Below are 25,001 nucleotides of genomic sequence, written 5' to 3'. Positions count from 1 at the left end.
CCGCCACCCCCACCACCGCAAGCCTCCAGCGACGAACTCTTCAGCCAGCTCGATGCAGACGGCGACGGCACTGTTACCGCCACCGAACTGAACAGCGCGTTGCAGACCAGCGACAGCACCTCCTCAAACAACACCGACACCGCCACCGCCCTGCTCAAGGTTCTGGACAGCGACAGCAGCGGAGGCGTCAGCAGCGACGAACTGAAAGCTGCACTGCATGCAGGTCGCGAACGCCCGGATGACGAACAAACTGCCAGCAATACTCAAACCACAACCGAAGCGCTGAACCGCATGATTGCCAATCTGAGCAAGCAGTACTCGCTAGAAAGCACCGCGTCGGTGGGCAAGTATTTGAATGTGGCGACTTGAGATTGGGTGAAGAGGATCGCTCTCGGGTCAAGACTTGAGGGGCGATTAACTCTGGCTGGGTGAGTGGTTTGCTTTGGCTCTGCGGTGTGTCATCAAAGCGGCCCTCACCCTAGCCCTCTCCCAGAGGGAGAGGGGACTGACCGAGGTGTTTAAGCGAACTACACCGACGTGAAATACCGAGGTGAACTCAGGTTTAAAGCACATACAACCCCACTCCTGCTTTGGCTTTGGCCTCCCACCACTCAACACAATGAGCGTTAGCTCGAGTAAAGCTTTTGACGTGCCGGCCCCTTCGGAAGGCTGAGTGGAGGGATTTATCCGGGGGTGGGCGCGTAGCGCCGTTTGGCGGAGCCAAACACATCGAGAGGAGGTGCAGCGAAGCAAACCGGAGGCGATGCCCCCGGATGAATCCCGGAGCGAAGGAACGCCGAGCCACAGCGAGGCGCCGAACGCAGGGGCCAAGACCTTTGCTTCCTTTGGGGCGTTTGCCAAAGGGAGTCGCTGTAAAAGCGAAACCGCCAGCGGCAACACCCGAAGAAACGGATATTCACCCAATCCCAAAGAGCCTGGTCGGCCCAAAGGCCGCCAAGTCAAAAGCCTCAAACCCGAGCCTGACTCTTACTCCAATCCGTCAACAAACTATAAGCAACAGCCAAAAGCGTAGGCCCAATAAACAACCCGATAAACCCAAACGCAATCAACCCGCCAAACACCCCAAGCAACACAATCACCAACGGCAGATTCCCGCCCCGGCTGATCAGATACGGCTTGAGCACGTTATCCACGCCACTGATGATGAACGTCCCCCAGATCCCGAGAAACACCGCCATCCCGTACTCGCCCTTCCAGGCCAGCCACGCCGTGGCCGGAATCCACACCAGCGGCGGCCCCATCGGAATCAGACTGAGCAAGAACGTCACGATCCCCAGCACCAGCGCCCCCGGCACCCCGGCAATCAGGAACCCGATCAGCGCCAGCACCGCTTGCGCCGCCGCCGTACCGATCACCCCGTTGACCACCCGCTGCACCGTACCGGCCACCAGATCGATGTAGTACCCGGCCCGGTCACCGATCAGGCGCTCCAGCAGACTGTGCACGAACGCCGCCAGTCGCGGCCCGTCGCGGTAGAAAAAGAACACGAAGACAATGCTCAGGGTCAGCTCGAGAATCCCGCTGCCGATCTGCGCACTGCGCGCCAGCAACCAGTTGCCGACCTGCCCCAGATAGGGTTTTACAGTCACCATCAGCGCCGCGCCCTGCTGATCGATGCTGTTCCAGATCCCGACAAGACGCTCACCCACCAACGGCACGCCACCCAGCCAGCTCGGTGCCTCGGGCAGCCCGTCGACCTGCACATCCTTGATGAACGCCGTAGCGTCACGCACGTGATCGGCCAGATTAAAGCCGAGCCACACCAGCGGCCCCGCTACCAGCAACATCCAGCCCATGGTCAGAACCAGGGCCGCGAGGGATTCCCGGCCATTGAGCCAGCGGGTCAGCAAGCGCATCAGCGGCCAGCTGGCAAACGCCAGCACCGCGCCCCAGAACAGCGCCGACCAGAACGGCGCCATCACCCAGAAACTGGCACCAAACAACACCAGCAACAGGATCTGCACCAGCAGACGATCATTATTGGGCATGTGAAATCTCGAAAAAAATCAGTCAGGCAAAGAGTAGGCGAACACGTCGAGCGTGTCCGCCAAAGACACCTTATCGCAACAGATCGATGCGCAGACCTTCGCCGTCGACACTGCCGGTTTCCATTCGCGCGGCGCGCACGCCCTGCCCGATCAGCGCCTGCCGCCAGGCCTCGGCCTTGGGTCCGGACACCGTCACCCGCAACGTGGTGTCGAGGTTCAAGCCACGGGACAGCAAGCGCAGCCAGGTGTCATCCGGATCGCCGGCCAGTTTTGGAAAATCCAGTTCGCCGGTGCTTTTCAGTTCCCGCAACAGCGTGGCCGAGGTCGGCAGCAGCTCACCGAGCGGTGCCAGTGCTTCAAACTGTTCAACGTGCAGATAAGCTTTGCGATTGCCGCGGGTGATGCTGTACAGCGCCACCAGCGTGTTGTCGCGCGGGGCCGCGAGCCTCAGCAGCAGATAGGCCTGCTGCTCGTCGGCACCGTACAGCTTGGCGTTGCCGAACACCTCATTGGCCCACAGGCTGCTCTCGCCGCAATCCCGGGCCTGGCACCAGAACAACAGCTGGGCGTCCTGTTTTTGCAGGGCTTCGCGAGCGAGAGTGAAGGCTTCGGTGGCGGAATGTTCCGGCGGCAATTCGTAGGTCACCGAGGTGGTTTGCCCCCGGGCACTGACCTGGCCGTCAAAACGCAACTGGCCGCTGATCTTGCGGATCGAGCCGAGCGGGTAGATCCGCTCCAGCTCCACGGCAGGGCGATAGTCGACGATCTGCGCATCGGCCAGACGCGGCACGATCGGCAGGTCCTGACTGCCCGGCAGGTCGGCAGCGAATAGAAAGGGACTGAAACAGCACAGCGCCAGCAGACTGATAGATCGCATGGACAGGCTCATCGCAGGGGCATGGCCAGGGTGCCTTGAGGGCAGTTCGAAGTCGCAGCGGTGTAGAAATCCATCTTGGTTGTCTCCCATTTCAACCTGCCCAGCCTCGACAGTTGCCGGGAGCAAGTCAAGGAATGGCGAAGAACCGATTGAAACAGTCTGCGACAAGGTCGGCCCCGGCCTCATCGTTCAGGTGCAGATGATGCCCGCCCGGCAGCTGTTCCCGGTCAAAGGGTAGACGTTCCAGCAGCTCCGGATGTTTGGCCAGCATGCCATCGGCGGCGACCACCAATTGTGCGGGGCAGGCAATGCGCTGCACGAACGCCATCGCCTGTTCCTGGGTCAGACGCAGCGGCGAAGGCAAAGTCAGGCGGTTGTCGGTGCGCCAGGTGTAACCGCCGGGCACCGGCATCAGACCGCGCTGGGCCAGCAGTTCGGCGGCTTCGCGACTGACCGCCACCAGCCCTTTCATCCGTGCTTCGATCGCCCGGTCGAGGGTGTTGTAGACCGGTTTGCGCTTTTCCCGAAGATCGAGCTGCGCCTGTAAGGCCATGCCCATACGCTCGGCGGCATTTTCGCCTTTGTCGGTAGGAGGAATAACCCCGTCGATTAACGCCAGATGGGTGATGCGTTCGGGCAACGACCCGGCCAACACCAGCGAAACAATGGCGCCCATGGAATGCCCGAGCAACCCGAAACGTTTCCAGCCCAGTTGCTCGGCGACCTGCAGCACATCATGGGCGTAATCCCACAATGCGTAACCGGCGCCGTTCGGCCGGTGCCCGGAATGTCCGTGGCCGGCCATGTCCAGCGCGACGATGCGCAAGCCTTTGAGCTTCGGCGCCAGGCGCGCGAAGCTGTTGGCGTTGTCCAGCCAGCCGTGCAGGGCGATCACCGGTAACCCGTCTTCCGGGCCGAACAGGTGCGCTGCCAGTTCGATATGCGGCAGGCTCAGGCGCACTTCTTCGACGCCGGGGTTCATGCGCAATCCTTGTCTTGCCGGCGCTCCCAGCGATCGAACAGGTTTTTCAGTAATTGTGCGGTGTCCTGCGGGCGCTCAAGCGGAAACATGTGCCCGCCGGGCACGGTCAGCGCCTCGCCCTGAGGCAGGCGTCCGACGAAGCGGGTGTGGTGGTTCATCACCACGCGGCTCTTGTGTCCACGTACCACCGCCAGCGGCACTTTCAATTGCCGGGTATGCGCAGGACTGGTGTGCGGCACGCCGCGATAGATGCTGATCTCGGTCGCAGGATCGAAGCGCAGGCGCAACTTGTCGCCGACCTTGTGCAGGCCGTGCTGCAAGTAGGCATCGAAACATTCCGGATCAAAGCTGCGGAACAGGGTTTTGCCGGCAAAATAACCTCGGGCGCTGTCCAGATCGGCAAACTCTTCGCGGCGTCCCAGCGTGCGACCGGCCGGGGTCAGTTTGTCGATGAAACCAAAGCGCTTGGCGGCGCGGATCACCCATTGATCGGTGCGGGTCAGCACCGGCGAGTCGAGCATCACCACGCCCCGATACAGTTCAGGGCAACGCAGTGCAGCGTGCAAATGCAACATGCCGCCGAAGGAATGGCCGACGCCCCACACCGGCTCATCTTGCTGTTGCAGGTGATGGATGAGTTCGTCGACCAGGTGGTACCAGTTGTCACCCGCCGGGAAACGCGGGTCATGGGCGTGTTGTTCCAGATGCGCGACCCGGTACTCGGGCGCCAGCGCCGCGAACAGTTTGCCGTAGGTACCCGAAGGGAAACCATTGGCGTGGGCGAAGAAGATCGGTTGCGACATACCGGCAAATCCATGAGCGGAAAACAGGCGTTGATTGTCCGTAAGACCGCGTCCTTCAGCAATGACCGTAACTGCCAGGAATGATGACAGTCCGGTCAGGGCTATGACGCTTCGGCCATCAACGCGCCGGCGGTTGTTCCCCAAGTGGAACAACCGCCATGGTCAGGCGCGACACACAACTGGCCTTGCCTTCATCGCTGGTCAGACGGATGTCCCAGACGTGGGTGGTGCGGCCGATGTGAATCGGTTTGGCCACCGCCGTCACTCGTCCGCTGCGCAAGCCGCGCAAGTGGTTGGCGTTGATTTCCAAGCCCACGCAATAGAACTTGCTGGCGTCGATGCACAGGTAACTGGCCATCGAGCCGACGCTCTCGGCCAGCACCACCGAGGCGCCGCCGTGCAGCAGGCCGTAAGGCTGATGGGTGCGATGGTCGATGACCATGCTGGCCGTCAGGGATTCTTCGTCGAAGGACTCGAAGCGGATGTCCAGCACTTCGCCGATGGTGTTTTTCTGGATTGCGTTCAACTGCTCGATGTTCGGAGTGGTGCGCCACAAGGTCATCGCAGGCTTCCTTTGTTGTTTTGATCGACGCTCAATCCTGCCACAGCACCGCCTCGCTGCGCTCGCTCCATTCTTCGAAACGTGCTCCGTAGGTGTCTTCGATGATGTTGCGTTTGATCTTCAAAGTCGGCGTGAGGAAGCCGTTCTCCACCGCCCAGCTGTCCTTGACCACTACCAGCCGGCGCAGGCGCTCGTGCTTGTCGAGCACGGCGTTGACCTCCTCCAGCAGTTTTTCCAGGCTCGAATGCAGCGGCGCGCGGGGCTCTTCCCGGCCCACCGCCGAGAGCACGCACAACCCCAGCGGCGCACTCAGGCCATCGCCGACCACGCAGACTTGTTCGATCCGCGAATGCACCGCCAGCCGATTTTCGATCGGCGCCGGGGCGACGTACTTGCCCTTGCTGGTCTTGAAGATTTCCTTGAGCCGCCCGGTCAGGCGCAAGCGCCCTTCGGCGTCCTGTTCGCCCTTGTCGCCGGTGCGCAGGAAGCCGTCTTCGGTGAGGGTCTCGGCGGTTTTCTGCGGTTCCTTGAAATAGCCGAGCATGTTCGCCTGGCTGCGCACCTGCACTTCGCCGGACTCGTCGATCCGCACTTCCACGTCGGGGCATGGCCGGCCGATCCAGCCTTCCTTGTATTGCCCCGGCAGGCAGATGTGCGAATACCCGCAGCTTTCGGTCATGCCGTAGACCTCCAGCACGTCGAGCCCGAGTTTCTGATACCAGCGCAACAGGGTCAGCGGCACCGGCGCCGCACCGGACAGCGCCACGCGCAACGCATCCAGCCCCAACCCCGCCAATACCTTGTGGCCGATCCGTTTGCCGATAAAGGGCAGACCGAGCAGGAAATCCAGACGTTTTGCCGGGATCTTGCTGTAGACGCCCATCTGGAACTTGGTCCAGATCCGCGGCACCCCGAACATCGCCGTCGGCCGCGCCCGCTTGAGATCGGCGAGAAAGGTATCGAGGCTCTCGGCGAAAAACACAGTCTGCCCGGTGTAGATCGACGCCAGTTCGACGAACATCCGTTCAGCCACATGGCATAGCGGCAGATACGACAGCAGCCGGTCGTGCTCATTGAGCCCGAACAGCTGCGTGCCGCGCGTCGTCGCGAACCCGAGATTGGCGAAGCTGTGCATAACGCCCTTGGGCAGGCCGGTGGTGCCGGAGGTGTAAATGATGGTCGCCAGTTGTTCGGCGGCGGGACACGGATCGTCCTGGATCGGCGAGCTGCGTTGCAGGTCATCCCAGTTGAAATCGAATGTGCCCGGCGGATGCAGCGGCAGGCTGACGGTGGTCAGGCCGGCCGGTACACCCGGCGACATGCCCGGCCAGTCATCGAGTTTGCCGATGAACGCTAGCACGCTTTCCGAGTGGGTGAGCACCTGATTCACCGATTCGGCGGTGAGGTTCGGATAGAGCGGCACCGAGACATGCCCGGCCATCCAGATCGCCAGATCAGCGATGATCCAGTGCGCGCAGTTTTTCGAGATCAGGGCGATGTGGCTGCCTTGCGGCAATTCCCGGGAGCGCAGCCAGTGCGCGGCGCAGCGGGCCTGATGGCCGACGTCGGCCCAGGTCAGTGTCTCGACCTGCCCGCCGCCAATCGGCTGCACCAGAAAACGCTGACGCGGGTGCCGGGCCTCGCGTTCGTAAAACACGTCCAGCGGCAAACGGAAGGCGGAAGACATTCGACTCGCTCCTGTTTTTTGGTCTGGAGCAAGCGTAGTCAACCAAGCAAGTGCTTGGTTGACTATTTCGTACAAAAAATTTCAGGGATGTTTAAGGCTGTTGAGCGTCATCGAACCGATCAGCAATTCGCTGTGTTCGAGCTCGGCAAGCCCGGCGGTGCTGACCTTTTCTGGTGGGTAACCCGCACCGTGTTGCAGGTAGCTGAGCAGGTTTCCCACCAACGGGTTATGGCTGACCAGCAGCACGTTGCTCACCGACACCAGTTGCTCGGCCACGCGGTCCGGGTCAACTTCCGGGGTCAGCCACTCGACCGTGCGGATCTCCGGCTCGAAGCCGAGAGCTTCGCGCACCAGTTGCGCGGTCTGCTGCGCCCGCAGGTACGGGCTGGCGTAAATGGCGGTCAGCGGCTGGCCCATCAAGCGGGCCGCGCTGCTCAACACTTCCTTGCGACCGTGGGCGGTCAGTTCCCGCTCGGAGTCTGGGCGCGAGCCATAGGGCTCGGCCTCACCGTGACGCAATACCCAGAGTTTCATAGCTTGGGTTCCTCATCCCGGGCCGGATGCGGTGCCGGCGCGACAACGTGTGGCGCTTCACCTTCCGGAGTACGCGGTGTTGGCCAGTCGGCGAACGGCCAGGGTTTCTGGTCGCTGTGGAAACTGCCGAAACGGCCGATCTGCGCCAGAAACTGGCTCAGGCTGTCGCCGAAATTCATCAGGCTGGCGCTCGGGGCGCCATAGATCAAACGATAGATCAACTGCACCAGCACCACCGCGCCGAGGATGAACTGCGCTACCTGCCAGACCAGGATGTAAACAATCATCCACAACACCCGCAGGAGGATGGATTCATATTTGGCTTCGGTTTTCGGATCGTTCATGGCCTGCTCCCTGCTGAATCAGTTGAAACCACTGGTGGAAATAAAGTCGACATCGGTTTTCGGCTCGCCTCTCATCAGAAGACCGATCACCTGCTCAAGCGTGCGCCCTTCGAACAGGATTGCATGCAGTCCGGCGACCAGCGGCATGTAGACGCCAACCTCCTGAGCCTTGGCCTTGAGCACTTTCAGGGTGTTGACGCCTTCGGCCACTTCACCCAGGCGCGACACCGCTTCGTCGAGGCTCAAGCCCTGACCAAGGGCGAAACCGACCTGGTAGTTGCGGCTTTTCGGCGACGAGCAAGTGACGATCAGGTCGCCGACACCGGCCAGACCGAGGAAGGTCATCGGGTTGGCGCCCTGATTCACCGCAAACCGGGTCATTTCGGCCAGGGCGCGGGTGATCAGCATGCTCTTGGTGTTCTCGCCCATCTCCAGCGCCACCGCCATGCCGGCAATGATTGCGTAGACGTTTTTCAGGGCACCGCCCAGCTCCACGCCGAAACGGTCGGCGCTGGCGTAGACGCGGAAAGTGCGGCCATGCAATGCGGCCTGCACGGCTTTGCAGAGTTCTTCGTCTTCGCTGGCAACCACAGTGGCGGTCAGCGCGTGCTCGGCGATTTCCCGCGCGAGGTTCGGCCCGGACAGCACGCCGATGCGAGCCTGCGGGGCGATCTCTTCGAGAATCTGGCTCATCAGTTTGAAGGTGTGGGCTTCGATGCCCTTGGTCAGGCTGACCAGCATCTTGCCGCTCAGGCGTTCGGCGTGCGCCGCCAACACCGTACGCAGCGCGCTGGACGGCAACGCGACGAAACACAAATCGCAGGCGTCGAGGGTTTCCTGCAGGTCGGTGACCGCGGTCACGCCCGGCAGAATCTTGATGCCTTTGAGGTAACGCGGGTTCTCGCGATTGACCCGGATGGCCTCGGCCTGCTCGGGGTCACGCATCCACTGCCGGACTTGATGGCCGTTCTCGGCCAACAGATTGGCCACGGCGGTACCGAAACTTCCGCCTCCCAGGACCGCAATCGGGCGCTGTTCAGTCATATGTAATCCGTTAATCCATACCAGTGGCGATGCCGGCATTATACGGAGCGTCCCCTTCTCGGACAGCCCCGGCGTCAATTACCCGCACTTGTAGGAAGAAGACCAATAAAACCGAGGAAAATGCCTGCAACGTGACTGGAAAAGTCGTCGACCTCAGTTAACATGCGCCAATTCTTTGCTATCAAGGCTGCGTCGTGTTTTCTGGCCCCCCTTCCCCGCGTTCGTCCCTGCTGCTGGCGCTGCTGTTCAGCCCGGTGCTGCTGGCGGACGACCTGTTTGTCGACAGTGAGGCCTTGCCGCAGATCCTGACCGCCACGCGCCTGAAACAGTCGCCGGCGGAAGTCCCGGGCAGCATGACCGTACTGGACAGCGAACTGATCGCCGCCAGCGGTGCCCGGGACATCAGCGAACTGTTGCGGCTGGTGCCGGGGATGATGGTCGGCAACATCAGCGGCAATCAGGCTGTGGTGAACTATCACGGAACCAACGCCACTGAAGCCCGACGCATGCAGGTGCTGATCGACGGCCGTTCGGTGTACCGCGCCGGTCTGGCGACCGTGGACTGGAGCGACATCCCGGTGGCGATGGAAGACATCGAGCGCATCGAAGTCTTTCGCGGCCCGAACACCGTCAGCTACGGCGCCAACGCGCTGATGGCAGTGGTCAACATCATCACCCGCAACCCGGCGGACAGCCACGGCACGCGGCTGAAGCTGACGCGCGGCCAACGCGGCATCAACGACTTCTATGCCAGCCAGAGCACCGGCTGGAATGACGGCGACTTGCGTCTTTCTCTGTCCGGCCAGGAAGACGACGGCTTTGACAGCGACCGCACCGGCGCCGATTACCGCGACAGCCGCCGCTTGAACCGCTTCAGTCTCGCCGTCAGCCAGACCCTGAGCGACAACCAGAGCCTGGACTGGCAGATCAACGCCAAGGACGGGGCCAATCAACGGCCCTATACCTACCGTCCGGTGTTCTCCGGGATTACGGCTGCCGGGAACAATTCCGACGTGGTTGCCAAGGACTATGCCGGTTCGGTGCGCTGGAATCTGGACCTCAACCCCGATCACAGTCTTTATGTGCAGGGCTCGGCGCAACACTGGGATCGCCAGCAAACCTGGCGCGCCTGTGACGCCGAGGTGTCGTTCAGCCCGCAGCTCACGGAGCTGTGGCAACTCAACCCGAACTACACCGAACGCCTGGCCCGCAACATGACCCTGTTCACCGGCCCCGGCGCACCCGCCGGCACGCCGCAGGAAATGGCCCTGGCCAATCAGGTGCTGGACCAGTGGCGCAACGGCGCGCGCCAGACCCTGTGCGGCGACATCGACCAGAGTGCCCGGGAATCGCGTTACGACCTGGAATTGCAGGACACCCTCAGCCTGTCCGATAGCCTGCGTCTGGTCAGCGGCCTGAACTATCGTTACGACCGTGCCGATTCCGAGACCTATTTCAACGGCACGCTGGACGACACCACCTGGCGCGCCTTCGGCCAGCTGGAATGGCGCGCCAGCGAACACTGGCTGTTGCAGGGCGGCGCCATGTTCGAAGACACGCAATTGATCGGCAGCTCGCTGACGCCCCGGTTTGCGGTCAACTACCTGTTCAATCCGCGCCACAGCCTGCGCGCGGTGTATTCGGAAGCCATCCGTTCGCCGGACATGTTCGAGAACAACGTCAACTGGAGTTATCAGGTGACCAACCTGCGGCCCGCCGCCTATGGCCAGTCTTCGGCCCGCTACTTCGTCAAGACCCGGGGCCCCGGCGATCTGGACCAGGAACACATGCGCTCGCGGGAACTGGGCTACAACGGCTTTTTCCCGGAATGGGGCCTGGCGCTGGACGTGAAGCTGTTCTACGACGAAATCACCGGGATGATCAGCGAGCCGCTGCGCAACAATCAATACATCGCCAGCAACGCCAACGATTCGCGCTTTCGCGGCACCGAGACGCAACTGGACTGGCGCCTGAGTGCGGCCGATCGCTTGCGTCTGACCTACGCCTTCGTCGACGCCGAGGCGAGCAATCCGCTGGACCAGCAATTCACCGCACGCAACAGCGGCTCGGCGGGCTGGCTGCGCGATTGGGGCCACGGCTGGAACAGCGCCCTCTTCTATTACGGTGACAACGCGCTCAACGGTTACCGCTTCGAGCGGGTCGACACTCGCATCGCCAAACGCATCGCCCTGGGCAAGGCCCAACTGCAACTGGCAGGCGTGCTGCAACAACGCCTCGACCATGAGCCGACCACCTTCGTCGACAACGATTACGACGAACGCCGCGTGGTGTATTTCAGCGCCGAGCTGGAGTTCTAGATGCGCTACGCCATGTCACGGAAGATGCCAACGCTCGGCCAATGGCTGGCCGGGCTGTGTCTGTTCCTGACGGCATGGCTGCATGGCGTGGCGGTGCAGGCGGCCGACATTTTGCTGACCGGCGCCGAAGAAAGCCCCGGCGTGCAGTCCTTCGTCCAGGCCCTGAGCGAACTGCGCCCGACCGACCGCGTGCATTTCCAGCCGCTGGCCAGTTTGCCGGCGCCGGGCAAGTTGCCGTCGAGCCTGCGCCTGATTCTGCTGGATCTGCCAAGCCTCGACTGGCGCATGCAGGAGAGCCAAGGCCCGGCGACGTTGGTCCTGCGCATCAGCCGCCTGCAAGCCCGGCAACGCTTCGGCGACGCGCAACCGCCCCACTTGAGCCTGCTGTGGGCCGATCCGCCGCTGAGCCGTCAGTTGCAACTGATCCGCCGGATTCTGCCCCAGGCCGGGCGAGTCGGCGTGCTGTTCGATCAGCACAGCGAGTTCCTGCTCAAGGAGCTGCAATCGGCCGCCCAGCCGCTGAACCTGCAAATCGTCCCGCAGCGCTGGGACAACACCCACGACAGCCGCCCCTTGCAGACGGTGCTGAAAAACAGCGACGTGCTGCTGGGCCTCGACGACCCCGACCTGTACAACCCGAAAACCGCAAAGAACCTGTTGCTCAGCAGTTACTCTCGGCAACTGGCGTTGGTCGGGCCGAATGTCTCGTTCGTTCGCGCCGGCAGCCTGGCCAGCACCTACAGCGATCAGAACGACTGGCTGGCCGTCCTCGACGAATTGCTCGACCGGCCACCGGCCACCTGGCCGCGCACGCTCTATCCCGGGCGTTTTAAAGTCTCAAGTAATGCGCAGGTGGCTCGTTCCTTAGGGATAGAACCGATGAATGAAGCGTCTGTCGCCGCAGAACTGGCCGAAGGAGAGCGCCGCCCATGATTTTCCGCCGTTGGGACATCAACACCCGCACCCAGTTGATCAGCCTGGGCCCTGCGCTGTTGCTGACCTTGCTGCTGATCAGCTTTTTCACCTTCGTGCGCATTCAGGATTTGCGTCAGGAGCTGAACCACACCGGCCAGTTGATCGCCAACCAGCTCGCACCGGCCACCGAGTACGGGGTGATTTCCGGCAACAACGAAGTGCTGGAAAGCCTGCTCAAAGCCACGCTGGCCACGCCGAACGTGCGGTTTCTGGAAGTGCAGGACAGCGCCAACCGGATTCTGGCCTACGTCGAACAGCCGGCGGATGCGCACAATCGTCCGCATCAGGTCGAGGTGTTCCAGGCGCCGGTGCGGCTGCAACGCATTGCCCTGCACAACGATTTCTTTCAGGACGGCAAGAGCAATCCCGGCGTGGCCAGCGAGGATTACCTGGGGCGGGTGATCGTCGGGCTGTCGAATGACGCCTTCAGCCAGCGCCAACAGGAGATTTTGCTCAAGGCCGGGATTCTGGCGCTGTTCGCCCTGCTCTTCACGTTTGTGCTGGCGCGGCGACTGGCCGGCAGCCTGTCGCAGCCGATTCGCGACATCGGCAATGCGGTCAAGGCGATTCAGGACGGCGACTACAAGACCCCGCTGCCGATTGTCGATGACACCGAGCTGGGCGCCCTGTCCCAGCACATCAACAACCTGGCCCAGGCGCTGGAGCAGGCCAGCCGCGAACAGCATCAGGCGATGGCGCAACTGATCCAGACCCGCGAAGAGGCGGAGAAGGCCAACAACGCCAAATCGGATTTCCTGGCGATGATGAGCCATGAACTGCGCACCCCGATGAACGGCGTGCTGGGCATGCTGCAATTGCTGGAAACCACCGACATGACCGAAGAGCAGGTCGAGTACGCGGCGCTGGCTTCCGAGTCGACCGAGCATTTGCTCAAGGTGATCAACGACATTCTGGATTTCTCGCGCATCGAGCGTTCGGAGCTGGAGCTCGAGCACATTCCGTTCAATCTCGCCGAAGTGATCGGCGCCTGCGCCCAGTCGTTCCAGCACAGCGCGGCGCAACGCGGGCTGGCCCTGCAACTGCGGATTCCCGACGACATGCGCGACTTGCAGGTACAGGGCGATCCGACGCGGATCCGGCAGATTCTGGTCAACCTGGTCGGCAATGCGCTGAAGTTCACCGAACAGGGGCGCGTCAGCATCGAGGCGCAGTGGCAGTCGCTGGATCACGAATTGCTGTGGTTCACCTGCGCGGTACGTGACAGTGGCATCGGCATTTCGCCGGAGAGCCTGGAGCTGATGTTCAACGCGTTCCAGCAGGCCGACAGTTCGATTTCCCGTCGATATGGCGGCACCGGCCTGGGCCTGCCGATTGCCCGCACCCTCGCCGAACGGATGGGCGGCACCTTGCGCGCTCAGAGCGAAGAAGGTCGCGGATCGGTATTCACTCTGGAAATACCATTGGCTTTATATAAGCAGGCACTGCCCGCGCTGGCGGCACCGCGCACACTGAACGGCGACGGTCACGGCGAAGGACGCAATGTGCTGCTGGTGGAGGACAACCCGGTCAACCAGACGGTGATCGAAGCGATGTTGCGCAGTCTGGGATTTACCGTCAGCGTCGCCACCGATGGTGTGCAGGCGGTGCGCAGCGCCGGGGACAACCGTTTCGAAGCGATCCTGATGGATTGCCGCTTGCCGCTGATTGACGGTTACGAGGCAACCCGACAGATCCGCCGCCTGCCCGGCTGCGGCCATGTGCCGATCATCGCCCTGACCGCCAATGCGTTGCAGGGCGACCGCGAAAACTGCTTGTCGGCGGGGATGAACGATTACCTGGCCAAGCCATTCAAACGCAATGATCTGCAGCAGATTCTGCAGCGATGGGTGCAGTAACGGGGCCCTTTCGAGCATCTGCGACTGGCGTGAAAAGCGAAAGTGCGGCAGTCTTAGGCACCCGAACGAGCCTCAAAAGGGGCTTGATTAAAAATTTCAGTGCACAAGTGTACATTCATGTCCTTGGTGCTGTGACTTTCACCACAACGCAATAGTCTATGAGTAGGCTGCCGGTTCGAGGCATGAACGCGTCGATCGGCCGGGAAGATTTGCCCCACCTGCCGCATGGGATTATTGAGGAGCTCGCATGACCAAACAAAACGCCTTTACTCGGGAAGACCTGCTGCGCTGCAGTCGCGGTGAGCTGTTCGGCCCAGGTAACGCGCAACTGCCCGCCCCGAACATGCTGATGGTGGATCGCATCACCCTGATCAGCGAAGAAGGCGGCAAGTACGGCAAAGGTGAATTGGTCGCCGAGCTGGATATCAACCCTGACCTGTGGTTCTTCGCGTGCCACTTCGAAGGCGATCCGGTGATGCCGGGCTGCCTGGGTCTGGACGCCATGTGGCAACTGGTCGGCTTCTTCCTCGGCTGGCAAGGCCTGCCGGGCCGCGGCCGTGCGCTGGGTTCGGGCGAAGTGAAATTCTTCGGCCAGGTCCTGCCGACCGCCAAGAAAGTCACCTACAACATTCATATCAAGCGCGTCCTCAAGGGCAAGCTGAACCTGGCCATTGCCGACGGTTCGGTGACTGTCGACGGTCGCGAAATCTACACCGCCGAAGGCCTTCGCGTCGGCGTGTTCACCTCCACTGACAACTTCTAAGGGTTATTCGCATGCGCCGCGTCGTTATCACTGGTCTGGGCATCGTTTCGTGCCTGGGCAATGACAAAGAGACCGTCTCCGCTAACCTGCGTGCAAGCCGCCCTGGCATCCGGTTCAACCCGGAATACGCCGAAATGGGTCTGCGTAGCCAGGTTTCCGGCTCCATCGACCTCAACCTTGAAGAGCTGATCGATCGCAAGATCTATCGCTTCGTCGGCCACGCAGCGGCTTACGCCTACCTGGCCATGAAAGACGCCATCGCTGACTCCGGTCTGACCGAAGAGCAGGTGTCCAACCCGCGTACCGGCCTGATCGCAGGTTCCGGCGGCGCGTCGACCCTGAACCAGATGGAAGCGCTGGACATCCTGCGCGAGAAAGGCGTCAAGCGCGTCGGCCCATACCGTGTAACGCGGACCATGAGCAGCACCGTTTCGGCTTGCCTGGCCACCCCGTTCAAGATCAAGGGCCTGAACTACTCCATCGCATCTGCCTGCGCCACCAGTGCTCACTGCATCGGTACCGCCATGGAACAGATCCAGATGGGCAAGCAGGACATCGTTTTCGCCGGCGGCGGTGAAGAAGAGCACTGGAGCCAGTCGTTCCTGTTCGACGCGATGGGCGCCCTGTCCAGCAAGCGTAATGACACCCCGGAACAAGCTTCCCGCGCCTACGACGCCGACCGTGACGGTTTCGTCATCGCCGGCGGTGGCGGCATGGTCGTGGTCGAGGAGCTGGAACACGCTCTGGCCCGTGGCGCGAAGATCTACGCGGAAATCGTTGGCTACGGCGCGACTTCCGACGGCTACGACATGGTGGCTCCAAGCGGCGAAGGCGCCATCCGCTGCATGCAGCAGGCGCTGTCCACCGTCGACACCCCGATCGACTACCTGAACACCCACGGCACTTCGACTCCGGTCGGCGACGTTGCGGAAATGAAAGGCGTGCGTGAAGTGTTCGGCGACAAGGCCCCGGCCATCAGCTCCACCAAGAGCCTGTCGGGTCACTCCCTGGGCGCCGCCGGCGTTCACGAAGCGATCTACTGCATGCTGATGATGGAAGGCAACTTCATCGCCGGTTCCGCCAACATCGACGAACTGGACCCTGAAGTGGCCGATCTGCCGGTGCTGACCAAGACCCGCGAGAACGCCACCATCAACACCGTGATGAGCAACAGCTTCGGCTTCGGTGGCACCAACGCCACCCTCGTGCTGAAGCGCTGGGAAGGCAAGTAATTCCCTTCCGCTGAGCCGCACATGAAAACGCCCCGACCGGTTCGGGGCGTTTTTTTTCGCCTGGAGAAAGGCATTTTCAGCGGCGCCAAGATGAAACGTTTGTCATGCAACTTACCGCCCTGCGACTGAATGTCGCGGATTCAGTGGGCTCCAGCGCTGTTGCAGATTTCGCAAGAATACATTGCACAAATCGGGCGTTTACTTAGCAGGCTAACAAAATCTATAAAAGAGTCCTGCACACGCCTTGCTGCAGATAACTTGAGATTTGGAGCTAGCAGATGACTGTAAAAGTAACTGAACGCGACGATTCACACATGTCCCATGAAGGCGTAGCCGCCGGCGTACGGATCTGGGATGTGCACCAACAAGACTTGCTGGTCGGCATGTTCCACAACGAGATCGACGCCCACAACTACAAGGCCGAACTGGAACTGCAGGAACAGCAGCGGGATCGGAAATCCGCCTGAAGCAAAACCACAGCATTGAAAACGACAAACCCCGCCATGAGCGGGGTTTGTCGTTTTGGGGATTTCAGGGCCGCTTCGCAGCCCGGCGGAACCCGCTTACCACATCAGATCATCAGGGATCACATAGGCCGCGTACGGATCGTCCTCGGCATTGACCTCTTCGACCTTCTCGTTGAGCTGCACGATGCGCTGTGGATCGCGCTCCTGAATCTTCAGGGCCGCCTCACGAGGAATCACTTCGTAACCACCGGCATGGTGCACGATCGCCAGCGAGCCGCTGCTGAGCTTGTTGCGCATCAGCGTATTGACCGAGATGCGCTTGACCTTTTTGTCGTCAACGAAGTTGTAGTAGTCCTCGGTCGTCAGCTTCGGCAGACGCGAGACTTCGATCAACTGCTTGACCTGGGCGGCGCGGGCCTTGGCTTCCGCCTTCTCCTGCTGCTGACGGTTCAGCTCCTGGTCGCGCTTGACCTTCTCGGCCTGGGCTTCCTGGGCAGCACGCTGCTGGGAGTCGTCCAGTTCGATCTGGCCTTTGTGGGCCAGGCGCTGTTGTTTCTGTTTGTCTTTGCTGACCTGCTTGGCCTGCTTTTGGTTGACCAGTCCTGCCTTGAGCAACTGGTCGCGAAGGGAAAGGCTCATTGATGCTTACTCACTTGGGCAACGGCTCAGCCACAGCTGGGCGAATTCTTTTCCTGACGTTTGGCTTCGCCCCACAGGGCGTCCAACTCTTCGAGGGTGCAATCTTCCATGGGTCGGTGGGTGTCGCGCAATGCCTGTTCGATAAAACGGAAACGTCGCTCGAACTTGGCGTTGGCGCCACGCAACGCGCTTTCCGGATCGACCTTCAGGTGCCGGGCCAGATTGACCACGGAAAACAGCAGGTCACCAATCTCGTCGGCCACCGCTTGCGGGTCATTTTCGGACATGGCTTCGAGTACTTCATCGAGCTCTTCACGGACCTTGTCCAGCACCGGCAAGGCATCCGGCCAGTCAAAACCGACCTGCCCGGCGCGCTTCTGCAACTTGGCCGAGCGGGACAGGGCCGGCAATGCAGCCGGCACATCGTCGAGCAGTGACAGTTGCTGCGGCTCGGCGGATTTCTCGGCGCGCTCTTCGGCCTTGATCTCCTCCCAGCGCTGTTTGACCTGCTCTTCGTTCAGGCGCGGCACATCCAGCGGCGCATACAGATCACCGGTGGGAAACACATGCGGATGGCGACGGATCAGCTTGCGGGTGATGCTGTCGACCACGCCGGCGAATTCGAACCGCCCCTCCTCCCGTGCCAGCTGGCTGTAATACACCACCTGAAACAGCAGATCGCCCAACTCGCCCTGCAGGTGGTCGAAGTCGCCGCGCTCGATGGCGTCGGCGACTTCGTAGGCCTCTTCAAGGGTGTGCGGGACGATGGTCGCGTAAGTCTGCTTGATGTCCCACGGGCAACCGTACTGCGGGTCGCGCAGACGGTTCATCAGGTGCAGCAGGTCTTCAAGGCTGTAGATCGGTTTCATGGAGTCCGGTTACGCCGCGTTTCGATGATGTTCGGCAACTGGGAAATCCGCCCCAGCAACCGCCCCAGCGCGTCCAGACCCGGAATCTCGATGGTCAGGGACATCAGCGCGGTGTTGTCCTCCTTGTTCGAGCGGGTGTTGACCGCCAGCACGTTGATCCGCTCGTTGAGCAGCACCTGCGAAACGTCACGCAGCAGACCGGAACGGTCGTAGGCGCGGATGACGATGTCCACCGGATAGGTGAGCACCGGCACCGGGCCCCAGCTGACCTGAATGATCCGCTCCGGCTCCCGCCCGGCCAGTTGCAGCACCGAGGCGCAGTCCTGACGGTGAATGCTCACGCCACGGCCCTGGGTGATGTAGCCGACGATCGCATCGCCCGGCAACGGCTGGCAGCAGCCGGCCATCTGGGTCATCAGGTTGCCGACACCCTGGATCTGGATGTCGCCGCGCTTGCCCGGTTTGTAGCCGGTCGCCTTGCGCGGAATCAGTTCCAGCTGTTCGTTGCCGCGTTCCGGCTCGACCAGTTGTTGCGCCAGATTCACCAGTTGCGCCAGACGCAGGTCGCCGGCGCCAAGGGCGGCGAACATGTCCTCGGCGGTTTTCATGTTGGCCTTGTCGGCCAGCTTGTCGAAATCCACCGCCGGCAGGCCGAGGCGACTGAGTTCGCGTTCGAGCAGGGTCTTGCCCGCCGCGACGTTCTGATCGCGCGCCTGCAACTTGAACCAGTGCACGATCTTCGCCCGCGCCCGGGACGTGGTGACGTAACCGAGGTTCGGGTTCAGCCAGTCACGGCTCGGGGTGCCGTGCTTGCTGGTGATGATCTCGACCTGCTCGCCGGTCTGCAGGCTGTAGTTGAGCGGGACGATGCGCCCGTTGATCTTCGCGCCACGGCAGTTGTGACCGATTTCGGTGTGCACGCGGTAGGCGAAGTCCAGCGGCGTCGCGCCCTTCGGCAAGTCGATGGCGTGACCGTCCGGGGTGAAGATGTAGACCCGGTCCGGCTCGATATCGACCCGCAGCTGTTCGGCCAGACCACCGATGTCGCCCAGCTCTTCGTGCCACTCGAGGACCTGACGCAGCCAGGAGATTTTCTCTTCGTAGTGGTTCGAGCCGGACTTGACGTCGGTGCCCTTGTAGCGCCAGTGCGCGCAGACGCCGAGCTCGGCCTCTTCGTGCATCGAATGGGTCCGGATCTGGACCTCCAGCACCTTGCCTTCCGGGCCGATCACCGCCGTGTGCAACGAGCGGTAGCCGTTCTCTTTCGGGTTGGCGATGTAGTCGTCGAACTCTTTCGGGATGTGCCGCCACAGGGTGTGGACGATGCCGAGCGCGGTGTAGCAGTCGCGCATTTCCGGCACCAGCACGCGCACCGCACGCACGTCGTAGATCTGGCTGAATTCCAGACCCTTGCGCTGCATTTTGCGCCAGATCGAATAGATGTGTTTGGCCCGGCCGCTGATGTCGGCTTCGACGCCGGTGGCCTGCAATTCGTCCTTGAGCTGGGTCATCACGTCGGCGATGAAACGCTCGCGGTCGAGCCGCCGCTCGTGCAGCAGCTTGGCAATCTGTTTGTATTGATCGGGTTCCAGGTAACGGAAGGACAAGTCCTCCAGTTCCCATTTGATATGACCGATGCCGAGTCGATGCGCGAGCGGCGCATAGATGTCGAACACTTCCCGGGCGACCCGGTTACGTTTTTCGTCGTCGGCGGTTTTCACCGCGCGGATCGCGCAGGTGCGTTCGGCGAGTTTGATCAGCGCGACACGCACGTCGTCGACCATCGCCACCAGCATCTTGCGCAGGTTTTCCACCTGGCCCTGGGTGCCGAGAACCATCGACTGGCGAGGGCTGAGGCTGGCACTGATCGCCGCCATGCGCAGCACGCCGTCGATCAGCTTGGCGACCACCGGGCCGAAGCGCTGGCTGACCGCCGCGAGTTCGATCTGGCCTTCGCGCACGCCGCGATAGAGAACCGCAGCCACCAGCGAATCCTGATCGAGCTTGAGGTCGGCGAGGATCTCGGCGATCTCGAGGCCCGTGCTGAAACTGCCGCTGCCTTCGGACCAGAGATTCTTCGCCGCATTGGATTGTTGCTCGGCCTGGCGAGCGTACTCGCAGGCCTCTTTCAAGGCTTCGCGATCCAGTGCCAGATCGACACTGACCGCATGATCGAGCCAAGCCTCGAGATTGATACTGCCGTCAGTGTTGATCGGCTGGTGTGCTCTCACCTGTACCATCTTGCTTTACCTTCCCTACGACGCAGATTCAATGCGTCAAATCACTGACCGTCAATGCCCGTTCGCGCTCGCGGGGCCAATGCGAGCGCTACGGACGACCAGTCGGATCAGACGAGCCATCCTGGCTCGCTTCAAATAACGCCATGGCCTCGACATGTGCCGTCTGAGGAAACATATCGAGAATCCCGGCACGTTTTAACCGGTAGCCCTGCTTGATCAATTCGACCGTATCGCGCGCCAGAGTTGCAGGGTTGCACGACACGTACACCAACCGTTTGGCGCCCAGGGTCGCCAGCTTGCGCACCACCTCGAAAGCACCGTCGCGCGGTGGGTCCAAGAGTACCGCAGAAAAGCCGTTTCCGATCCACTGGGCATCGGTCAAAGGCTGGGATAAATCGGCCTGAAAAAACTTTGTGTTATGCAAATTGTTGCTAGCGGCATTGGCCGCCGCGCGATCGACCATGGTCTGCACGCCTTCGACCGCCACCACTTCACGCGCGGCTTTCGCCAGCGGCAGGGCGAAGTTGCCCAGACCGCAAAACAGGTCGAGCACGCGCTCATCGCTCGTCGTTTTCAACCAGTCCAGCGCTTGCGCCACCATGGCCTCGTTGACCCCGGCATTGACCTGAATGAAATCCCCCGGCCGGTAGGCCAGTTGCAGATCCCATTGTTCCAGGCGATAGCCGAGCGACAGTGCATCATCCACCGGCTGCGGCTCGCCTTCGCCATGCAGCCAGAGTTGCGCTTCATGGAACGCGCAGAAATCCTTGAGGATCGTCAGGTCAGCCTCGGACAGCGGCGCCATGTGACGCAGCAGAACGGCGAGTGACGAGCCACTGAACAATTCGACATGCCCCAGCGCCTGAGGTTTGCTCAAGCGACGAAGCATCTCCGGCAAGCGGGTCATGATCGGCTGCAAGGGCTGTACCAGCACCGGGCATTCGCTGATCGCGACGATGTCCTGACTGCCGGCGGCACGGAAACCGACTTCAAGCTTTTTGGCCTTGCTGTCCCAGCGTACGGCGATCCGGGCGCGGCGACGGTAGCCGAATTCTGGACCGGTCAACGGCGCCGCCCACTCCTCGGGTTCGGCACCGGCAACTCGCGACAACTGCTCGGCGAGCATGCGCTGTTTCAGGGCAAGCTGTTCGTTGTGGGGCAGATGCTGAACGCTGCAACCGCCGCAACGGCCGGCGTGCTGGCAAGGTGCGGGACGGCGCAATTCACTGGCGGTGAATACGCGCTCGGTGCGCGCCTCGACCACTTTGCCGTGGGCACCAAGCACCCGCGCTTCGACCTCTTCACCCGCGAGGGCGCCGAGGACGAACCAGGTTTTGCCTTCAAAAAACGCGATGCCGCGACCGTCATTGGCCAGGCGCTCGATGCTCAAACGCTGCTTTTTGCCGGTCGGGATTTGCGGGGCCTTGCTGCCGCCGGTGGGCTGGAAGCGCAGGCCTCTCTCGTGCTTGGCCATCAGTTGGGCGCGTCGAAAATGCCGGTCGACAGGTAACGGTCGCCACGGTCGCAGATGATCGCAACGATCACCGCGTTTTCAACTTCTTTGGACAGGCGCAGCATCGCTGCCACCGCACCGCCCGAGGACACGCCACAGAAGATGCCTTCTTCGCGGGCCAGACGACGAGTGACGTCTTCGGCTTCACTTTGCGCCATGTCGACGATGCGGTCGACACGCTCGGCCTGATAGATCTTCGGCAGGTATTCCTGCGGCCAGCGGCGGATGCCGGGAATGGCCGAGCCTTCCATCGGTTGCAGGCCGACGATCTGCACGTTGTCGTTCTGCTCCTTGAGGTAGCGCGACACGCCCATGATGGTGCCGGTGGTGCCCATGGAGCTGACGAAATGGGTGATGGAGCCCTGGGTCTGACGCCAGATTTCCGGGCCGGTGGTGGTGTAGTGCGCTTCAGGATTGTCGCCGTTGGCGAACTGATCCAGCACCTTGCCACGGCCTTCGGCTTCCATCCGCTGGGCGAGATCGCGAGCGCCTTCCATGCCCTCTTCCTGGCTGACCAGAATCAGCTGCGCGCCGTACGCGGTCATCGCCGCTTTACGTTCGGCACTGGAGTTGTCCGGCATGATCAGGATCATCTTGTAACCCTTGATCGCGGCGGCCATCGCCAGGGCGATCCCGGTGTTGCCCGAGGTCGCTTCGATCAGCGTATCGCCTTCGTGGATCTGCCCGCGCAACTCGGCGCGAGTAATCATCGACAACGCCGGACGATCCTTGACCGAACCCGCCGGGTTGTTCCCTTCGAGCTTGAGCAAAAGGGTGTTGCTGGTGACACCGGGCAGGCGCTGCAAACGCACCAGCGGCGTGTTGCCGACGCAATCGGCGATGGTTGGGTACTGCAAGGTCATGGCGTTTTTCGCAATCCGGACAGCGGGGGCGCCTATCATACCGGCAAACCTGCGCAGGCCATATCACGCAAAGTGTGGTGCTTATGGTTTCTTGGAATAAGCAATAAAAGTCGCGCCAGTGGTGCGACTTTTAAATAGTGTCAGCAGCGCTGACACTTTCTTGTGCAGCTCAAACTATCTGCGGGCGGCTCATGTCCCCGGTGGGAGCTGGCTTGCCAGCGAAGACGTCGGGACTGACAGCACTGTCCTCCGCCACCAACCGCAGATTCAGTCGCAATCCCGACGGGCCGTTCTCGGCCCACAGGGTTCCGCCCTGGCGTTGCACCGCGTTCCTCGCGATGCTCAGTCCCAGACCAAATCCACCGCCCCCCGGCCGCGAGCCGTCGAGGCGAATGAAGGGCGAGAAGATCCGTTCCAGATCCGCCTCGTCCACACCGCCGCCCTCGTCCTCCAGCCACAGGTGCCAGTAATCGCCATCCCGCCGACCGTCGAGTCGCACGATGCCGCCCGGCGGCGAATGACGAATCGCATTGCGCAGAATGTTTTCCAGGGCCTGGGCCAGGGTGTTGAGATTGCCGCGTACCCAGCAGGAAGCTTCCACCCCACATTGCAACTGCCCCACCGGACAGCAGCTTTCGTAGCAGGCATTTTCCGTGAGCATTTCCCACAGCGCCTGAATCTGGATCGCTTCGTCCGGCAACGGTGCGCGCTCGGTGTCGAGCCAGGCCAGTTGCAGGGTGTCCTCCACCAGCCGCTGCATCACGTCGACTTCGCGACCGATGCGTTCGCGCAAAGGTTGCAGCTGCTGCTCGCTTTCGCTGGCAACCCGCAACCGGCTCAGAGGCGTGCGCAGTTCGTGAGACAGGTCGCGCAGCAATTGCTGTTGCAGGGCCACGGTGGATTGCAGGCGTTCGGACATCGAGTCGAAGGCGCGGGCCAGTTCACCGAGCTCATCGGGGCGCTGGGTGATGCCGCTCGACAACCGCACATTCAATTGATCGGCGCGCCAGGCATTGGCCTGCTCGCGAAGATTGTTCAGCGGCACCACCAGCAGGCGATACAGGCCGACGCACAGCAGCAAGGTGAACAGACCGGGAATCACACCGTTGGTGATGACCCGCCAGAACACACGGTATTTCCCCGGCAGGAATCGCTCGGGCAACTCGATCACCAGACTGCCGGCAGTCGGGTCAGTGGGGAACGGGACCCGCAGCCACGGCCGGCCCTTTTTGTGAATCGGCCAGTCAAGGCCTCGCAGGAAAGTCAGGTGCTGAAGCTCTTGAGTGCTCAACGGCTGGCTGCCCAGCGACTGCAGATTGCCACCGATCACGCCGACCCAGCCGGCTTCGCGCAGCTCCATGCTTTGCAACCAGCTATCGATGCCATCGCGCTCGCCCTGCTGCCAGGCGCGTTCGGCCTCGGCGGCATAACGGCTCAGCGTGCGGCGGGCGTCGTCGGAGAGGAACTGGTTGCGCTGTTCCATGTACCGGCCCCAGGACCAGCTCAGCCAGATCATCAGCAGACAGAACGCCACCAGCAGGCAGGCGAGTTTCCAGAACAGCGAGTGCCGGCCCGGCAGGTCATACACTTTCATCGACGGCACTCAGGACGTAACCCTTGCCCCACACCGTGCGCACTTCCCGCTCGGTGTAGCCGACCGACTTGAGTTTGCGGCGGATCTGGCTGATGTGCATGTCGAGGCTGCGGTCGTGGGCGGCATAACCGCGCTGAAGAACGTGCTGATAAAGGAAGGCCTTGCTCAGCACTTCCTCGTCGTTGCGGTTGAGGGTTTCCAGCAGACGGTATTCACTGCGGGTCAGGCCGGCGGGCTGGTCGAGGTAGAACACATCGCACTGCTCGTCGTCGAAACGCAGCCCGCCGACCGGCACCACCGGGGTGACGGCAGCCGGACGACGGTCGAGGGCGACCCGGCGCAGGATCGCTTCGATCCGCACATGCAGCTCGGCCATGCTGAAGGGTTTGGGCAGATAGTCGTCGGCGCCGAGGCGAAACCCGCTGATACGGTCGGCTTCGGCACCGAGGGCTGACATCAGCAGCACCGGGGTGGAATGGCTCTGACGCAGCTGGGTCAGGACGTTCAATCCATCCAGCCCCGGCAACAGAATATCCATCAGCACCACATCGAACGGCTGGCGCCGGGCGATGCTCAGGCCTTCGCTGCCGTTCTGGCACCAGGTGACCTGGAAGCCGCTGCGACCCAGTTGTTCATGGACATAGGCACCGAGGACGGGATCGTCTTCGATGGAAAGAATGCGGGGTTGGCCAATAGAGACAGGAGTCATGACTATCTGCAAATAATTCTCAGTTGGGCGATTATTCAAGATTGCCCGGCGCCCGGCAACCCAAGCTTGACCTGTCGGACAGATGACCGGCCTGCGAGTGAACCACCACGACATCATTTTT

The 25,001-nt window shown here is 61.9% G+C and carries 23 protein-coding genes; 7 read left to right on the top strand and 16 right to left on the bottom strand.

Features of this window, described 5'->3' with window-relative positions; all coding sequences use genetic code 11:
• Positions 1–369 (top strand): EF-hand domain-containing protein (locus tag AC07XZ_RS24015; RefSeq protein ID WP_173892798.1); only part of this gene is annotated, 369 nt, incomplete at its 5' end.
• 599 nt (positions 370–968) lie between these two features.
• Here AC07XZ_RS24015 and AC07XZ_RS24010 read toward each other — a convergent pair.
• The 9 genes from AC07XZ_RS24010 to AC07XZ_RS23970 all read right to left on the bottom strand — a co-directional run bounded on the left by AC07XZ_RS24010 (position 969) and on the right by AC07XZ_RS23970 (position 8,842).
• Positions 969–2,009: an AI-2E family transporter gene (locus AC07XZ_RS24010; RefSeq protein ID WP_039772850.1), complete on the bottom strand. Its 1,041-nt coding sequence runs from the start codon at positions 2,007–2,009 to the stop codon at positions 969–971.
• Between the two features lie 70 nt (positions 2,010–2,079).
• Positions 2,080–2,886, bottom strand: a complete 807-nt coding sequence (locus AC07XZ_RS24005) for a DUF4892 domain-containing protein (protein WP_102688129.1) — start codon at positions 2,884–2,886, stop codon at positions 2,080–2,082.
• Positions 2,887–3,013: 127 nt separating this feature from the next.
• Entirely contained in the window at positions 3,014–3,868 is an 855-nt protein-coding gene (locus AC07XZ_RS24000; RefSeq protein WP_085607373.1) for an alpha/beta hydrolase, read from the bottom strand.
• A complete protein-coding gene (locus AC07XZ_RS23995; RefSeq protein WP_085745087.1) occupies positions 3,865–4,671 on the bottom strand; it encodes an alpha/beta fold hydrolase in 807 nt (268 codons plus the stop codon). The genes AC07XZ_RS24000 and AC07XZ_RS23995 overlap by 4 nt, the downstream gene beginning before the upstream one ends.
• Before the next feature lie 118 nt (positions 4,672–4,789).
• Positions 4,790–5,233, bottom strand: a complete 444-nt coding sequence (locus AC07XZ_RS23990; RefSeq protein WP_102688130.1) for a hotdog fold thioesterase — start codon at positions 5,231–5,233, stop codon at positions 4,790–4,792.
• 31 nt (positions 5,234–5,264) lie between these two features.
• Positions 5,265–6,920 (bottom strand): AMP-binding protein, encoded by a 1,656-nt coding sequence (locus AC07XZ_RS23985; protein WP_102688131.1) that lies wholly within the window; start codon positions 6,918–6,920, stop codon positions 5,265–5,267.
• Between the two features lie 81 nt (positions 6,921–7,001).
• Positions 7,002–7,454 (bottom strand): phosphohistidine phosphatase SixA, encoded by a 453-nt coding sequence (gene sixA / locus AC07XZ_RS23980; RefSeq protein WP_007957806.1) that lies wholly within the window; start codon positions 7,452–7,454, stop codon positions 7,002–7,004.
• Positions 7,451–7,798 (bottom strand): DUF4389 domain-containing protein, encoded by a 348-nt coding sequence (locus tag AC07XZ_RS23975; protein ID WP_085745089.1) that lies wholly within the window; start codon positions 7,796–7,798, stop codon positions 7,451–7,453. Before AC07XZ_RS23975 ends, sixA begins: the two co-directional genes overlap by 4 nt.
• 18 nt (positions 7,799–7,816) lie before the next feature.
• Entirely contained in the window at positions 7,817–8,842 is a 1,026-nt protein-coding gene (locus tag AC07XZ_RS23970; protein ID WP_085745090.1) for an NAD(P)H-dependent glycerol-3-phosphate dehydrogenase, read from the bottom strand.
• Between the two features lie 194 nt (positions 8,843–9,036).
• Here AC07XZ_RS23970 and AC07XZ_RS23965 point away from each other — a divergent pair, with 194 nt between their 5' ends.
• The 6 genes from AC07XZ_RS23965 (at position 9,037) to AC07XZ_RS23940 (ending at position 16,453) form a co-directional block, all read left to right on the top strand.
• The gene (locus tag AC07XZ_RS23965) at positions 9,037–11,160 is read left to right on the top strand and encodes a TonB-dependent receptor plug domain-containing protein (protein WP_102688132.1); all 2,124 of its coding nucleotides are present in this window, start codon (positions 9,037–9,039) and stop codon (positions 11,158–11,160) included.
• Positions 11,161–12,093: an ABC transporter substrate-binding protein gene (locus AC07XZ_RS23960; RefSeq protein WP_102688133.1), complete on the top strand. Its 933-nt coding sequence runs from the start codon at positions 11,161–11,163 to the stop codon at positions 12,091–12,093. It begins immediately after the preceding gene.
• Positions 12,090–13,991, top strand: coding sequence for an ATP-binding protein (locus AC07XZ_RS23955; protein WP_102688134.1), 1,902 nt, complete (start codon positions 12,090–12,092; stop codon positions 13,989–13,991). The genes AC07XZ_RS23960 and AC07XZ_RS23955 overlap by 4 nt, the downstream gene beginning before the upstream one ends.
• A gap of 247 nt (positions 13,992–14,238) precedes the next feature.
• Positions 14,239–14,754: a 3-hydroxyacyl-[acyl-carrier-protein] dehydratase FabA gene (fabA, locus tag AC07XZ_RS23950; RefSeq protein ID WP_003227150.1), complete on the top strand. Its 516-nt coding sequence runs from the start codon at positions 14,239–14,241 to the stop codon at positions 14,752–14,754.
• Positions 14,755–14,765: 11 nt separating this feature from the next.
• Positions 14,766–15,986 carry a beta-ketoacyl-ACP synthase I gene (gene fabB, locus AC07XZ_RS23945; protein WP_007957797.1) on the top strand — a complete coding sequence of 407 codons (1,221 nt, stop codon included), beginning with the start codon at positions 14,766–14,768 and terminating at the stop codon, positions 15,984–15,986.
• 278 nt (positions 15,987–16,264) lie between these two features.
• Entirely contained in the window at positions 16,265–16,453 is a 189-nt protein-coding gene (locus AC07XZ_RS23940) for a hypothetical protein (RefSeq protein WP_039772867.1), read from the top strand.
• Positions 16,454–16,549: 96 nt separating this feature from the next.
• Here the strand turns inward: AC07XZ_RS23940 and AC07XZ_RS23935 are convergent, their stop codons facing one another.
• The 7 genes from AC07XZ_RS23935 to AC07XZ_RS23905 form a co-directional block, all read right to left on the bottom strand.
• Positions 16,550–17,092, bottom strand: a complete 543-nt coding sequence (locus AC07XZ_RS23935) for a DUF2058 domain-containing protein (RefSeq protein WP_007957793.1) — start codon at positions 17,090–17,092, stop codon at positions 16,550–16,552.
• Positions 17,093–17,118: 26 nt separating this feature from the next.
• The gene (mazG, locus tag AC07XZ_RS23930; protein ID WP_085745419.1) at positions 17,119–17,952 is read right to left on the bottom strand and encodes a nucleoside triphosphate pyrophosphohydrolase; all 834 of its coding nucleotides are present in this window, start codon (positions 17,950–17,952) and stop codon (positions 17,119–17,121) included.
• 5 nt (positions 17,953–17,957) lie between these two features.
• Positions 17,958–20,201 carry a GTP diphosphokinase gene (relA, locus tag AC07XZ_RS23925; protein WP_085745095.1) on the bottom strand — a complete coding sequence of 748 codons (2,244 nt, stop codon included), beginning with the start codon at positions 20,199–20,201 and terminating at the stop codon, positions 17,958–17,960.
• 88 nt (positions 20,202–20,289) lie between these two features.
• Positions 20,290–21,675: a 23S rRNA (uracil(1939)-C(5))-methyltransferase RlmD gene (rlmD, locus tag AC07XZ_RS23920; RefSeq protein ID WP_102688135.1), complete on the bottom strand. Its 1,386-nt coding sequence runs from the start codon at positions 21,673–21,675 to the stop codon at positions 20,290–20,292.
• Entirely contained in the window at positions 21,675–22,577 is a 903-nt protein-coding gene (cysM, locus tag AC07XZ_RS23915; protein WP_102688136.1) for a cysteine synthase CysM, read from the bottom strand. Before cysM ends, rlmD begins: the two co-directional genes overlap by 1 nt.
• 169 nt (positions 22,578–22,746) lie before the next feature.
• Positions 22,747–24,171 carry a HAMP domain-containing sensor histidine kinase gene (locus tag AC07XZ_RS23910; RefSeq protein WP_102688137.1) on the bottom strand — a complete coding sequence of 475 codons (1,425 nt, stop codon included), beginning with the start codon at positions 24,169–24,171 and terminating at the stop codon, positions 22,747–22,749.
• Positions 24,158–24,880 carry a response regulator transcription factor gene (locus AC07XZ_RS23905; RefSeq protein WP_085607389.1) on the bottom strand — a complete coding sequence of 241 codons (723 nt, stop codon included), beginning with the start codon at positions 24,878–24,880 and terminating at the stop codon, positions 24,158–24,160. The genes AC07XZ_RS23910 and AC07XZ_RS23905 overlap by 14 nt, the downstream gene beginning before the upstream one ends.
• Positions 24,881–25,001 lie beyond the last annotated feature (121 nt).

The sequence above is a fragment of the Pseudomonas sp. GW458-11-26-14-LB4 genome (genome assembly GCF_059423925.1).
This window is presented reverse-complemented; position numbering and strand designations above follow the sequence as displayed.